We start from the raw sequence: 14,966 nt of genomic DNA on the forward strand, positions 1-14,966 counted from the left end.
CAATCTCTCTTACACGCATCATTATTACTCTATTCATAGTATTGAATCAGGAACGAGTTCTTAATTTTGCGACTGTCTACAACCAATGACTATGTACAAAATATTTATACGCCCACTCTTGTTTCTATTCAACCCAGAAAAGGCGCACCATATCACTTTCTTCTTTCTCAAACTAGCTACTAAACTCCCTCTAGGGATCGCTCTGATCAAGCTGTTCAGCCCCCGAATCAAAGCCCAACCCAAAGAGTTATTCGGCATCCAGTTTCCCAACTCAATCGGGCTGGCAGCTGGACTAGACAAAAATGCCGAGGCAATAGACGCCTTTGCAGCACTAGGGTTTGGATTCGTCGAAATCGGCACTGTGACACCCAAACCACAACCTGGCAATCCTCTCCCTCGTCTCTTTCGTTTGAAACAAGATCAAGCACTCATCAACCGTATGGGGTTCAACAACGGCGGGGTGGAGATTATCAAAGAAAGGCTCAAGAAAAGAAAGTCCAACGTTATCGTCGGTGGCAACATCGGCAAAAACAAAGTCACCCCCAACGAGCAAGCGGTCAACGACTACTTAATTTGCTTCCATGAGCTTTTCGATTGGGTTGACTATTTTGTGGTCAACGTGAGCTCACCCAACACTCCTGGTCTACGCGAACTCCAAGAGAAAAAACCCCTGTCGGATATTCTCAACAGGCTGATGGACGAGAATAAAAAGAAGGCAGTACAAAAACCAATCTTGCTAAAAATCGCGCCAGACTTGACCGAGGATCAACTCAAAGACATCATCGAAATCGTAGACGAAACCCAAATCGCTGGTATCATCGCTACCAACACGACCATCGACCGCTCAGGTCTCCAGTCAGACCAAGCTCTCATCGACAACATCGGCGCGGGAGGTCTCAGCGGATCGCCTGTACATCAAAAATCAACCGATGTGATCCGTTTCCTACACGAGCAATCGAAGGGCAGTTTTCCTATCATCGGAGTAGGAGGTATCAATTCTGCAAAAAGGGCCATTGATAAATTCGATGCAGGAGCCAGCATGGTACAGCTCTACAGTGGATTCATCTACGAAGGGCCAGCCCTCATCCAAAAAATCAACAACAGCATCTCTACAAATTGATAGCATGTCAGCCCCACGAGGCACACAGATTTCTTGACAAATTGTTTATTTTACGATTCGAAAAAACACTGAATGGCTAAGAATACATACAAAAACCAAACGAAGGAAAAGAAAGAGTTCAAGCTCCCTACATTTTCCATTGGGTTCCTCGCAGACAGACGACTCCACCTATCGCTCGGGTTTCTGGCATTGATCTCTAGCCTATTCCTGCTTACTGCCTTTTTCTCCTACCTCTTCACGGGCAAGGCCGATCAAAGCATCATCGGTCACGTCATCGATACAGGAGTCAAAGCCTCTGGGCAAGAAGCCGACAACTGGCTAGGTCTCTTTGGTGCCTATGCCTCTCATTATTTCATCTACCAATACTTCGGAATCGCATCGTTTCTCATCCCTCCTTTCTTGTTTTTGATCGGGTACAAGACAGTATTCAGACGTGAGATCCTCCCTATCTCAAAATCCTTTTTCTTCGTATTATTCTTCCTTTTTTGGGTCAGTATCTTGATTGGTTACATGATGATCAATTCCGAATCCATCTACGAATGGGGATTCCTAGGTGGGGGGATTGGGTTCGAGATCGCAGCACTACTCGACAGTCTGATGGGCTGGGGCACCCTACTCTTTTTGGTACTCGCTTTCGTCGTCTTCGCCATCTATTTCCTCAACATAACCAAAATGTCAGGGCTCTCAGGGATTGAGTTCCCCAAGGATCACGCCATTGACGAAAACGGAGAAGCGCTCACTACAGTAGGTGTAGAACCAACAGCTGCCAATCAAGAAGACGATGAGTACGAGTATTTGGAAAACGATGAGGAGATGACTCTTGTCAAAAAGGAGCCTAAAGAAAAAACAACAACCGATGAATCCGAATCCATCGCCGCGATGGTAGCATCCATCAAAGAAGAAGTAGAAGAAGAGGAAGCACAACTCAACCAAAAGAAAGCTGAAAGCTGGGAGGTAGAAAAACCAGCAAAACCTATCAAAAAAGAAGAAAAGCCTGATCTGGTCCTTGACGTGGAGCTCCCTCCACCTGCTCCAAAACCAAAAGAAGCACCCATAGAGCCAGAAGTGGCTTTCGAAACAGCAACAAAAAAGGACACAGACAAGGTAGCCAATACCCTCGAAAACTACGATCCAACCTTGGATCTGGGCAACTACCGCTACCCGACTCCAGACCTCCTCATCGAGTACCCCGAAAAAAACATACAAGTCTCCAAGGAGGAACTTGAACAAAACAAAGACCGTATTGTCGAGACTCTGATCAACTTCAAGATCGGCATCTCAAGTATCAAAGCGACCATCGGTCCAACCGTGACGCTCTATGAGATCATCCCCGAAGCAGGAGTCAAGATATCGAAAATCAAGAACCTAGAAGACGACATTGCGCTAAGCCTCGCAGCACTCGGTATCCGGATCATCGCACCGATCCCTGGCAAAGGAACAATCGGTATCGAGGTACCCAACAAAAACCGCGAGATGGTCGATATCAAATCGGTACTGACCACCGAAAAATTCATGAAGAGTAAGGCTGAACTCCCCGTCGTACTTGGCAAGACCATATCCAACGAAGTATTCGTCACAGACTTAGCCAAAATGCCTCACCTACTCATGGCAGGTGCTACAGGACAAGGAAAATCCGTCGGACTCAACATCCTCTTGACTTCTCTGGTGTACAAAAAACACCCCTCGCAACTCAAATTCGTCCTCGTCGATCCGAAAAAAGTAGAATTGACACTCTTCAACAAAATCGAGAGACACTTCCTCGCCAAGCTACCAGACACCGAGGACGCGATCATCACAGATACAAAAAAAGTCATCCATACGCTCAACTCTCTATGTATCGAAATGGACAACCGCTACGACATGTTGAAAAATGCGGGATGTAGAAACCTCAAAGAATACAACAAGAAATTTGTCGAAAGACGCCTCAATCCAGAAAAAGGGCACAAATTCCTCCCCTACATCGTCCTTGTCATCGATGAGTTGGCGGATTTGATGATGACTGCTGGCAAGGAAGTAGAAACTCCAATCGCTCGTCTTGCACAGCTTGCAAGAGCCATTGGTATCCACCTCGTGGTAGCGACGCAACGTCCCTCGGTCAACGTCATCACAGGTGTAATCAAGGCCAACTTCCCAGCGAGGCTGTCCTTCAGAGTGACCTCAAAAATTGACTCACGGACTATCCTCGATGCAGGTGGAGCCGAACAACTGATCGGAATGGGAGACATGCTTTTATCCCTTGGGTCAGAGATTATTCGTCTCCAATGTGGATTCGTAGACACCCCCGAAGTAGAGCGCATCTGTGAGTTCATTGGGGATCAGCAGGGCTACTCCTCAGCCTACATGCTGCCGGAATTCGTCGGGGAAGATGGAGACAATACCGCTCCAGGTGAAGTAGACCTCAAGGATCGTGATGCTCTCTTTGACGATGCAGCTCGAATCATCGTATTGCATCAGCAAGGCAGTACTTCTCTGATCCAAAGAAAACTCAAGTTAGGATACAACCGAGCAGGTCGATTAATCGATCAATTAGAAGCTGCAGGGATCGTCGGTTCATTCGAGGGAAGCAAAGCCCGCGAAGTATTGATCAGTGACGAATACAGTTTGGAACAGTTATTGAATGAATTGAACGGATAATAAATAGATACAAATCAAAATACACCATAATGAGATTTTTAACCACAAGCTTACTCTTATCAGTACTGGTAATCAGTCAAGCAATTGCCCAAAAAGATCCAAAAGCAAAAAGCATATTGGATGCGATGAGCAACAAATACAAAAACATTCCTGCTTTCAGAGCGGACTTTGAATACACCATGGAAAATCCTGAAGAAGACATCAACGAAGGATTCGAAGGCAAAGTCAGCGTCAAAGGAGAAAAATACAAACTCAGTATGGAAGGTCAACAGATCATGTTTGACGGCACCAATGTCTGGACCTATTTGGTCGACGATGCAGAAGTGACCGTCGCTCCTTTCGAAGAAGACGAAAGCGAAATCTCACTTTCCAACATTTTTACCCTCTACGAAAGCGGATACAAATACCTCTACCTTGAGTCAAGAGACAATGGTAAAACCGACGTAGTGGATCTCGTACCCGAAGACCTCAACAAAAGCTACTTCAAAATCAGAATGCAAATCGATGCATCTACAAAAGAGTTGAAGACGTTCAAAGTATTTGACAAATCTGGCAGCCGATATGTCTACACAATCGTTTCCTTCAAAACCGACAGCAGCTTGAAAGATTCAGATTTCACGTTCAACACTGCCAAAAATCCTAATGTCGAAGTGATCGACTTTAGATAATCCGCAAGAAACCAAAACTTAGGCTCTACGGTACCGTAGAGCCTTTTTTTGTACCCTCACCCCTCTTTCTAATGTGCACCATACTTTTCTCTTGGAAACAACACAGCAACTACTCCCTCATCGTAGCTGCCAATCGTGACGAATTTCATAGCCGACCAACCGAACCCGCACATTTTTGGACCGAATACCCAGATCTACTCGCTGGTAAGGACTTGACAGCAGGAGGTACTTGGATGGGCATACATCGCAAAGGACGATTTGCTGCCCTCACCAACTACCGTGACATAGACCGAACCAATCCTCATGCTCCCTCTCGTGGCAAATTGACCCTCGATTTCCTCATAGGAGAAAGTTCTCCAAAAGCGTACCTCAACGAACTGATTGAAAAAGAGATTGAATATAACCCATTCAACCTCTTGGTAGCTGATCAAGACTCCCTCTGGTACTACAGCAACATTTCTGGACAACCACAAGCTCTCGCTCCAGGTCTCTATGGACTCAGCAATGGACTACTCAACGATCCTTGGCCCAAAGTCCGGCATGGCAAACTAGAACTACAAAAATGGGTCACGAATCAACAAGAAGACCCCAAACAATTACTCTCCATCTTGCAAAACAAAGACCTAGCACCTGATGATGAGTTGCCCAAAACAGGCGTCCCCTATGGCATGGAGAAAGCACTATCTGCATTACATATTGACTTGGATTCCTACGGCACCCGCTGTTCAACTGCACTCCTCCAAAACGAGCAAGAATCTGTTTTTGTAGAAAAAACCTACGCCATTCGAGGACAAAAAGAACAAATCGTTTCTCATCGAATCCCTATACTGCCGCGGTAATAAAATCTTTACATAGACTGGATTTCTTCTGCCTCTGCAAACAACCCCAGAGCCTGAAGGTAAATTTCGTTGGTCTGATTCCATATCGGATAGAACCCATTGTTGTTCCATATCCCTCTCGCAATCTGTGCCTTCACATAGATTTTAATAAGCTCCTTGGAATGCCTGAACTGCTTGGTATGAAAAGCAATCTTATTTGTCTTGGCTATCTGTACCAAGTCTTCCAACATAGCAGAGGTCACATCGAATGTATGAAAATAGGCATCAAAGCCCATAGAGGTCAGTTCATCCTTGTGCTCTTCAGAATACTTCAAGGCATACTCTCTGATCGAGTTGGACGTAAACAGCTTATTGAGATAGGATGAATTGCCTACTGTATCCAATGGCACATAAAAATCCGGCACGATCCCTCCTCCTCCATACACCACTCTACCTTTAGACGTCATGAACTTCAGCGAATCCACGACCGCTATACTGTCTGCATTGTACATCTCTCCAGATTCGTATCGACCATAAATATCCCCATAATAATCCTCCAAGTTGTCGCCATAGGACTTCTGTATGGATCGACCACTTGGCGTATAATAGCGTGAAATGGTCAACCTCAACTCCGATCCGTCGCTCAATTCGATAGGCATCTGTACGAGCCCTTTACCAAAAGACCTACGCCCGACGATCAGTCCGCGATCATTGTCTTGTATCGCTCCAGAGACAATCTCAGAGGCCGAAGCACTCCCTTCGTCTATCAAGACAATAAGTGGTTGATTTTCAAAATCCCCTCGCTCACCTGCGCGATGCTCTTGATTGTACCTAAACTCCTTACCTTTCGTAAATACGATCATTGGCTCTCCTGCCAAAAATTCATCCGCCATACGGATTGCTCTGTCCATGTATCCTCCAGGGTTCCCCGTGAGATCAAGTACGAGTTTTTGCATCCCTTGATCGAGTAGGCGATCCAAGGCCAATTTGAATTCATCATAAGTAGTCGCCGTAAATCGGTTGACCTTGATATACCCCACGTCTTCGTTGATCATATAATCTGCGTCTACCGAGAATTGCGGTATTTTATCCCGAGTGATTTCAAAGTCCAATAGCTCCTCCGCATTTTTGCGCAAAATAGTCACGGTTACCTTCGAACCCTTCGGTCCCCTAAGACGGTCCAACACACCACGATTGCGGATGCCGATACCTGCGACCAACTCTTCGTCTACCTTGATGATTTTGTCTCCAGTGAGTAGCCCCACTGCTTCGGATGGGCCACCACTGAGTGGTGACACGACATATATTGTATCTCTAAATATATTGTACTCTATCCCGATACCCTCAAAATTGCCCTGCAGCTGCGAATGGCTCAACTCCTGCTCTTCGGCAGGAATATAGACCGTATGAGGATCAAGATCCTTGAGCATCGACACGATAGCATCTTCTACGAGCTCATTTTGGTCTACCTCATCGACATAGTTTTTGTCGATGTAATTGAGTATCTCACGAAATTTGAAAGCACTCTTTCTTGAATTGACCGTTTCGTTTTGGCTACCGCCAATGACATTGGCACCAATGAATATTCCCGCTGCTGTAGCCACGGCTAATAAAAGTGGGAGTCGAATTTGGTATTTAGTGTTCTGAATATTCATGAGGCAAAATTTCTATCTCAAACGAAAATACGCCAAAAAAAGGTATTGAAAAACACTAACACCAGCAAGTGGTAAAGGAAGGGAGAAAAAGAAAAAAGACTGGATGTCTATCAAACGTCCCAGTCTTTTTCGTGATTGCTTACTTTTTCGTTCGGGAGCACAAATGCACAAATGATGGCTGCCACGAATAGCACGAAAATAAAGACTAACATTGCCATAATCCTGTAGTGTTTAAATTTTGAATCCCAAAGATATATCCTATCTCGAAGTACACAAAGAATGTTCTCACCAATATTCATCTTTTCTACTCTCTCCCTTTCAAACACATGATTTTCAGCAAAAATCTTTGACATTTCCACAACCCCTTTCTAGTCCTCTAAGCCACATCCTCTCGCTCCCATCACTCCACGCATCCTCTCCTAACTCAAAACATATCCACAACCGGAAACAAGTCTGATTATCACTTCAGCTATGAAGGATTTATTTCATAAATTAGCCGGAATTTTGAAGAACATGAGAGTAGGCATCATTGATATTGGGACCAACACATTCCATCTCTTGATCGTAGATAGAGAGCAAAACAACCAAGTCCTCCACAAGGAAAAAGTCGCTGTGCGAATCGGTGCAAACGGAATCAGCAAAGGCTACATCTCTGATGATGCGATTGATCGAGCTATCGAAACCTTGAGTCGTTTTCGCGCACTACTCATTGAGTATGGTGTATCAGAGACGACAGCCACTGCTACCAGTGCCGTGCGCAATGCCGAAAACAAACACGAGTTTGTGCAAACCATCAAAGAAACTACCGGCATAGAAATCCATGTACTCTCAGGGGACGAAGAAGCGTTTTTGATCTATCAGGGTGTCAAAGAATACATCGACATTCAAGAGCCTGCCCTCATCATGGACATAGGAGGTGGTAGCATCGAGTTCATTCTCGCAGATCAGGACGACGTACTGTGGTTGCGAAGCTATGAAATCGGAGGACAACGTATCATTGACCAGTTTCACAAGTCTGACCCCATCACTGCCGGTGAAACACGTCTACTCAACCACTTCCTCGGAGAGACACTCCAGGAGGTATTCGAAAAAGTTAAATTATTTGGTGCCAAATACCTCATCGGCTCGTCAGGATCGTTCGACACCTTTTGGGACATCTATACCGCGTCACACCCGGAAGCGCACGACACGACTCCCATCTTGTCACACGACAAATTTGACGAGATCCACCATGACCTCATTGTCAAAAACAAACAAGAACGCCTCGCCATACCAGGCATGGTACGTATGCGTGTCGACATGATCGTAGGTGCTTCTATTGTCACTCAAAATGTCATGGAAAATTGTCACTTTGACCAAATCAGAATTTCACCCTTTGCACTCAAAGAAGGCGTCTTGTATCACGGCCTCTCTCACACAAACTAAATAAATACCATGTACAGTTACGAGCAACTACACACTTTTGCAAAGAAAATATTTGTAGCCATCGGACATACCGAAGCTCTCGCTACGCAAGCTGCTGACACACTCATCAGCGCCGACCTAAGAGGTGTAGACTCCCACGGAATCGCCCGTCTCAAAGGATACGTCAGACTATGGGAAGCAGACCGCATCAATGCCTCCCCCAACATCCATATCATACATGAGACTCCTTCTACTGCGACCATTGATGCAGATGCATCTCTCGGCCTCATCTCGGGTCCCGAAGGTATGCGTGTCGCCATCGAGAAGGCCAAACAAGTGGGCACAGGATGGGTCAGCGTCAAAAACTCCAACCACTACGGAATCGCGGGATACCATTCGATGATGGCACTCGAAGAAGATATGATTGGCATCTCTCTAACCAATGCAAGCCCGCTCGTAGCTCCGACCTTTGGCAAGGAACGCATGCTTGGAACCAACCCAATCTCGGTGGCCATACCAACGTTACACGAGACTCCCTTCATTGCAGATATGGCAACTACTACAGCTGCAAATGGTAAACTGGAAGTACTTCAACGCAAGAAACAAGACGCCCCTCTCGGATGGATCCAAGATGAGGACGGCACTCCCACGACCAACTCCCATGGTGTCAAAGAAGGCGGAGCGCTACTCCCACTCGGAGGAGACAGAGAACATGCCTCACACAAAGGCTACATCCTCGGATCGATTGTGGATATTTTTTCAGCGGTACTATCGGGAGCCAACTATGGGCCATGGGTACCTCCCTTCGTTAGCTTCATGGACCCTGTCTCTGACCCTGTTGGCCAAGGGCTCGGGCACTTCTTTGGTGCGATGCGTGTAGATGCCTTCAGACCCAAAGAGGACTTCTTGAAGCACATGGATCAATGGGTTGCACGATTCAGACAGACCACACCGATTCACCCTGACGTACCAGTACAGATCCCTGGAGACTATGAGCGTGGCATGGAAGCCGAACGTAGCAAAAACGGAATCCCCGTACTACAAGCCGTCATCGATGATTTGAATGAATTGGGAAATAAATTTGGCGTGACCCTTTAGGGCACAGCTACGACTGCAAGAGGCAGGTATTCAAGACTTTGGTTCTGAAATCGGCAATCTAGATGGGTAGACTAAAATCCCACCATAAAGTTGACCCCAATGGAATAGGGAGAAGAATACCCATCTTCTCGATTATCCTGCTCGTAAAGCACGTTGTACAGCAAGTAAAAGTTCACCACTGCTTTCCCTCCTAGATTCTGACTATAGCCCGCGCCTAAGAACAATCCGTCATAGTTGTAATTGCGCCCATTGTAGTTGAGCACATTGTACTCATAGAGCACCATCCCAAATATCGGGCCGTAGATTTGGTATTGAGCAAAAGCCTGTGGCCCAAAAACATTGTATTTGTCATCGTAGTACTTGTCCTCAAAATACTGATAACTCATCCCTATCCCCGTATTGAGTCTATCCGTCCAACGGTATCCACCGATCACTGTAAAACCTATACTAGTGATTCGCTCACTGAAAGACAAACCCGCTACGCCACCACCGACATATACTTTTTCCATCCATTCGCCATTCCCTTCTCTGCCGCCACGATCACCTTCGATGGTGTAGCCCCCCTTTGATTGCGCTAGAGACACTCCCACTGTCATCACCATGATGACCAATACACTGCAAATACGTTTCATACGGTTCTTCCTTTATTCTTCTACGACGACAAATATATCTTCCCCTTCCCTCTTCATGAAGTACTTTTCGCGGGCGAATTTCTCAAGCAGCTCTTCGTCGTTGAGCAACGCTTCACGGTCTGCTTCTGTGTCCTTGATCTTGTTTTGGTAGTATTTCTTCTGATCTTCTAGTTCTTCTACTTTGCCCTTAAGCTGGTATTGAGAATAAAAATCGTTGGAATCAAAAAACAACATCCACACCAAAAACACCACCGTAGCGATGAAGTAGAAGTTCTTTGTAATCTTGATGTGTTGTTTCATGGGTTTTGAATTTCACCTCTAAATTAAAAAATATACCCGTCATATACTAACCTCATCCATCATGCAACCAAGTATATATCTACCACAAAAATATCAATATTATAAGTTCATCTTTCATTTTGTCCATAAGATTATCAGACTAGCTCGGACACCGAACAAAGATCGTCTGATTCGCTTTCATATCCAGAGAGCTTTGTCTAATATTAGCTTCGGAGAGAGTAACCAACGCGTCTCCATCCTATCAACCACATGAAAATAGAGACTCATGGTCTCCACAGTTAGATACATCAATATTTTAATAACCAATAACTAAAAAACAAAATGAGTAAAACACAAACATTAGAAGATGCTGTCATCTTGGTAATGGACTCGTCTGACGAACCCTTCTTCTTGGATAGTGAAGGTAACAGGAGTGATCCAAACGACCCGGAAGCATTTACTACCTTGGTAGATGGAGACGGTGATGGTGAAGTCAGATGGTTTGCAGGAGCAGGTGTAAAAACAATCACCGAAATCAAAGTAGTATCTGGTGACATCCTAGTCGACCTCAAATCAAAGAGAAAAGGCACCTACTGGAAAGCAAAAGTAAAAAAATGCCAAAGTGGAGAATGCAAATACGATGTTACTTTCGTGAACTACAACGGAGAAACAAAAACGATTGATCCTAAAATTAAAATAGACCCACCTCCAGGGAAATGAGAATAAACGCACTTGTCATAATTGCCTTTTTTTTACTAGGCAATTATGACACTTACAGTCAAAATAAAAAACTAGCAGATAGCTTAATTCAATCTTTAACGCTTAAATCTACACCTCAAGAAAAATTATACACCTATGTAAATATTGCTAAGTATAGCGGAAATCCAGACGAGTCAATCCATTACGCCCAATATGCATTAGACCTACTCGAAACAACCAAGCAAGACACATTAAAAGGTCTATTGTATTCTACTCTTGGCAATGGCTTTCGGTTAAAGGGACAATTGCCAAAAGCAATCGAATACTATCTAAATAGTACCCAACATTACAACGGGAGTAGGCAAATCATTGGCTTAGCCAGTAGCTATGCAAGTCTTGGCAGTATTTATTCTAGTCAAAACAATTTTAATAATTCCACCTATTACTTTTTTAAATCGATAGAGATTTTTCGTGCAGAAAATGATTCCATTCGATTAGCCTCAGCACTGCTTAACTTAGGGGATGAATACTACATGTATGACCAACTAGACTCAGCATTAACCCTGTTTGAAGAATCTGGGATCATCTTCAAGAAAAAAAAATACCAAATAGGCTCAGCTTACAACTTAGGAAACATTGGGTTGGTCTACGCCAAACAAGGAAAATACGACCTGGCCGAACAAAACATGAACGAAGCGATCCAGATCCTAGAAGAAATGGGTGATCGCTACCCCATCGCTGTGTACGAGACCTCACTGGCTGAGATCTACGCCAAACGGGGCAATGTCAAGAAAGCACTCTTATATGCACACCATGCTCTATTGATAGGGGAAGAACTAGGACTCAAAGAACAAATCAGAGACGCGAGCCTGACGCTCTCAGCCCTCTACAAATCCATCCATAGCTACGAAAAAGCCTACAATTACCAAAGTCAGTACCTCAGCTACCGTGACAGCATCAACAATGAGGAAGTGGTCCGACAAATGGCCGATCTCCGTACCGAATACGAGGTAGGTCAAAAACAAGCCGAAGTAGAACTGTTGGAAGAAGAAGCCAAAGTCAACCGCCTCATGCTTTGGGCTGGCTTGGCCGTAATGCTCCTACTGATCGGACTGTCCTTTGTGCTCTACAAGCTCTACCGACTCAAAATCAAGACGGTCAGGGTCGTCCGAGAGAGACGAAAAATTATCGAGGAACAAAAAAATGCTCTCGACACACTCAACCAAACCAAGGACAAGTTCTTCTCGCTCATCGCCCATGATTTACGAGGACCTGTCAGCAATTTCAATGGAGTCGCACACCTCATGCAAGTCTACCTTGAAGAAAACAATCTCGACGAACTCAAACGTGTCGGTCGTATCCTAGAAGACTCATCCTACGAAATTTCCTCCCTCCTTGACAACCTCCTCGATTGGGCCATGAGTCAGCAGGGACACTTTCCCTACCAGCCCGAAGAGATCAGCGCAGAGAACATATGCAACCCTGCTCTCCGAGTGTTGGGCAATTCGGCCAAAGCCAAAAACATCAACTTGACTGAAGAGGTCATTTCAGAAGTCATGCTACATGTCGATCAAAACAGTGCCACGACGCTCATCCGAAACTTACTCAACAATGCCATCAAATTCACAGGAGCAGACGGCAAGGTCTCACTGACCGTCTCTCAAATAGAAGGCTATGGACTCTTCACCATCACAGACACAGGCATAGGCATCCCCGCAGACAAAATCAAAACCCTCTTCGGGTTCCAAGGCGAACGCAAGCGCTGGGGAACCTCTGGAGAAAAAGGAGTCGGCCTAGGCCTCAATCTCGTCCACGAATTCATTCAAATGAACCACGGCAAGATAGAGGTCCAAAGCCAAGAAGGCATTGGTACTGAGTTTCGTGTCTACCTCCCACTCTCTTCGTCCTAGAAAAATATTACGCGATACTCACCTCCTACACTATAAAATTACTACTTCAAAGAAAATACAGAATCCCATGCTTATTTTGTAGTCAGGAAAAATCGGACATGAAAGTATTACTGACAGAAGACAATCTCGAGCTACAAAACAACATCGTCACCTATCTCAAAAATGAAGGCATCCTCTGCGAATGTGCCGACAGCATAGCGGCATGCAAGGAAAAACTCATTTCCTTTGACTATGACGTACTGATCCTCGACCGCATGCTCCCCGATGGAGACGGCATGGATATCATCCCCTTCGTCAAAGCCCGCAACATCAGTTCGGCCATACTGATCGCTTCCGCCAAAAACGAAATCAACGACAAGGTAGACGGCCTCAACCTAGGAGCGGATGACTACATCACCAAGCCCTACTTCATGACCGAACTCATCGCTCGACTCAAAGCCCTCTACCGCCGCAACAAACTCGACGGCAACCAAATCCTCCATTTGGGCAACATCAGTATCGACACGGACAAGCAAGAGGTGATTGTCGACCAGACTCCCGTCACACTCACCAAAAAAGAATACGACCTACTCGTCTACATCTATGCCAACAAAAATCGGGTATTGACCAAACTCGCCATCGCAGAACATCTCTGGGGAGACTACACTGACACCTTAGGGTCGCTGGATTTCGTCTACCAGCATATCAAAAACCTTCGAAAAAAAATCATCTCCGCAGGCGGCAATGACTTCATCCAAACCGTATACGGTTCGGGATACAAATACGCTCTAGATTCATGAAACTCGTCCAAAAATTCATTCTCTTTTACCTCTTGCTCAGTTTGGTCGTCCTATCCCTAGGAGGGGTCTACTACTATGTCACATTCACCGAACTCATCGACAAGGAGACTGACTATGAACTCAAAAGTCAAGTAAACCAACTCTCACGGTTTATTGACAAGGGAGTCCCCTACCAATCTCTCAACGACAAGAATATTCAAATCAACCGAATCACCGACACGCTAGGCATACAAGTCACTCATTCGCTATACGACACCATGGCCTACCACGGCCCATCCAAAGAGGTCATTCACCACCGTAAAATCAATAAAGTAACCCAAGTCCAAGACCAATGGTACCGCTTCCAGATATTTGAATCAGTCGTCGAACCTTTGGATACATTCTACGGCACATTCAAAGCCACAGCTGTCGTCTTCCTCTTACTCTCGGTACTCTCAGTACTCTACAGCCTATTCATTTCGAAGTGGTTGCTCAAACCCTTTCACCATACACTCAGCAAAATCAAGGACTTCAACGTCCAAACTTCGACCCCATTAGTCATGGAGCCTTCTCGCACTTATGAATTTGAGAAACTCAATGATTTCATCGAGAACATGACAAACCGCACCGTACGAGACTACAACAACCTCAAGGAGTTTTCAGAAAACATCGCACACGAAATCCGTACGCCTCTTGCTATCGCTTCGGGCAAACTAGACCTACTGATCCAAGACAAAAACCAAGACGAACAACAAATGAACTGGATTGTCCAGGCACAAAATGCACTCAACAAAGTCTCCAAAATACAACAGTCTTTGGTCACCCTGAGCCGCATCGAAAACGAGGAATTCAATCAATCGACAAACATCCAACTCAAGCCTCTCATCGAAACTCTGTGCCTAGAGAAAGAAGACATCTTCGAACTCAAAGACATTCACCTCAAAACCCTACTCTCCAGTGACGTGACCCTACAAAATGACCCTGTATTGATAGAGGTACTCTTGCACAACCTGCTACAAAATGCCATCAAGCACAACTTGCCTGCTGACGGGTTCATCGACATCCAATTGACCCGTCAGTCCTTTGTCATTTCCAACTCTGGAGCACAACTGAACACCTCGACCGCCGACTTGATGAAACGCTTCAAAAAAAACAGCGCACAAAGTGACTCGATCGGACTGGGACTATCCATCGTCAAAAAAATCTGTGAAGTATCAGGGTACACCTTGACGTATGAGTATTTCTCCTCCCAGGCAACCCATCAAATCACCATTCGTTTCTAAAACTTCAA

Annotated in this window: 13 protein-coding genes; 10 read left to right on the forward strand and 3 right to left on the reverse strand. The window is 45.2% G+C overall.

Annotated elements, in window-relative coordinates; all coding sequences use genetic code 11:
* Positions 1–91: 91 nt before the first annotated feature.
* From BFP72_RS13855 to BFP72_RS13870, 4 genes are all read left to right on the forward strand, one after another.
* The gene (locus BFP72_RS13855) at positions 92–1,120 is read left to right on the forward strand and encodes a quinone-dependent dihydroorotate dehydrogenase (RefSeq protein ID WP_099599701.1); all 1,029 of its coding nucleotides are present in this window, start codon (positions 92–94) and stop codon (positions 1,118–1,120) included.
* A 72-nt stretch (positions 1,121–1,192) separates the two neighbouring features.
* On the forward strand, positions 1,193–3,754 hold the full coding sequence (locus BFP72_RS13860; protein ID WP_099599702.1) for a DNA translocase FtsK: 2,562 nt from the start codon (positions 1,193–1,195) through the stop codon (positions 3,752–3,754).
* Positions 3,755–3,783: 29 nt separating this feature from the next.
* The gene (locus BFP72_RS13865; protein ID WP_099599703.1) at positions 3,784–4,422 is read left to right on the forward strand and encodes an outer membrane lipoprotein carrier protein LolA; all 639 of its coding nucleotides are present in this window, start codon (positions 3,784–3,786) and stop codon (positions 4,420–4,422) included.
* A 71-nt stretch (positions 4,423–4,493) separates the two neighbouring features.
* Positions 4,494–5,261 carry an NRDE family protein gene (locus BFP72_RS13870; protein ID WP_099599704.1) on the forward strand — a complete coding sequence of 256 codons (768 nt, stop codon included), beginning with the start codon at positions 4,494–4,496 and terminating at the stop codon, positions 5,259–5,261.
* 8 nt (positions 5,262–5,269) lie between these two features.
* On the opposite strand, the gene BFP72_RS13875 is transcribed toward BFP72_RS13870, so the two are convergent.
* Positions 5,270–6,895: a S41 family peptidase gene (locus BFP72_RS13875; RefSeq protein WP_099599705.1), complete on the reverse strand. Its 1,626-nt coding sequence runs from the start codon at positions 6,893–6,895 to the stop codon at positions 5,270–5,272.
* A gap of 471 nt (positions 6,896–7,366) precedes the next feature.
* Between BFP72_RS13875 and BFP72_RS13885 the strand changes: the two genes are divergently transcribed.
* Positions 7,367–8,320, forward strand: a complete 954-nt coding sequence (locus BFP72_RS13885) for an exopolyphosphatase (protein WP_255397221.1) — start codon at positions 7,367–7,369, stop codon at positions 8,318–8,320.
* A gap of 9 nt (positions 8,321–8,329) precedes the next feature.
* Entirely contained in the window at positions 8,330–9,397 is a 1,068-nt protein-coding gene (locus BFP72_RS13890) for an Ldh family oxidoreductase (RefSeq protein WP_099599708.1), read from the forward strand.
* Between the two features lie 71 nt (positions 9,398–9,468).
* On the opposite strand, the gene BFP72_RS13895 is transcribed toward BFP72_RS13890, so the two are convergent.
* Positions 9,469–10,029: a hypothetical protein gene (locus BFP72_RS13895; RefSeq protein WP_099599709.1), complete on the reverse strand. Its 561-nt coding sequence runs from the start codon at positions 10,027–10,029 to the stop codon at positions 9,469–9,471.
* A 12-nt stretch (positions 10,030–10,041) separates the two neighbouring features.
* A complete protein-coding gene (locus BFP72_RS13900) occupies positions 10,042–10,329 on the reverse strand; it encodes a septum formation initiator family protein (protein ID WP_099599710.1) in 288 nt (95 codons plus the stop codon).
* Positions 10,330–10,650: 321 nt separating this feature from the next.
* On the opposite strand from BFP72_RS13900, the gene BFP72_RS13905 reads away from it, so the two are divergent.
* The 4 genes from BFP72_RS13905 to BFP72_RS13920 all read left to right on the forward strand — a co-directional run bounded on the left by BFP72_RS13905 (position 10,651) and on the right by BFP72_RS13920 (position 14,958).
* Positions 10,651–11,028: a hypothetical protein gene (locus tag BFP72_RS13905; protein WP_099599711.1), complete on the forward strand. Its 378-nt coding sequence runs from the start codon at positions 10,651–10,653 to the stop codon at positions 11,026–11,028.
* Complete coding sequence (locus tag BFP72_RS13910; protein WP_099599712.1) at positions 11,025–12,917, forward strand: tetratricopeptide repeat-containing sensor histidine kinase; 1,893 nt, start codon at positions 11,025–11,027, stop codon at positions 12,915–12,917. Before BFP72_RS13905 ends, BFP72_RS13910 begins: the two co-directional genes overlap by 4 nt.
* A gap of 98 nt (positions 12,918–13,015) precedes the next feature.
* Positions 13,016–13,696, forward strand: a complete 681-nt coding sequence (locus BFP72_RS13915; RefSeq protein ID WP_099599713.1) for a response regulator transcription factor — start codon at positions 13,016–13,018, stop codon at positions 13,694–13,696.
* Positions 13,693–14,958: a HAMP domain-containing sensor histidine kinase gene (locus tag BFP72_RS13920; protein WP_099599714.1), complete on the forward strand. Its 1,266-nt coding sequence runs from the start codon at positions 13,693–13,695 to the stop codon at positions 14,956–14,958. The genes BFP72_RS13915 and BFP72_RS13920 overlap by 4 nt, the downstream gene beginning before the upstream one ends.
* The last annotated feature ends 8 nt before the right edge of the window (positions 14,959–14,966 follow it).

Source organism: Reichenbachiella sp. 5M10 (genome assembly GCF_002742335.1).
In the GTDB taxonomy this organism is placed as follows: domain Bacteria; phylum Bacteroidota; class Bacteroidia; order Cytophagales; family Cyclobacteriaceae; genus Reichenbachiella.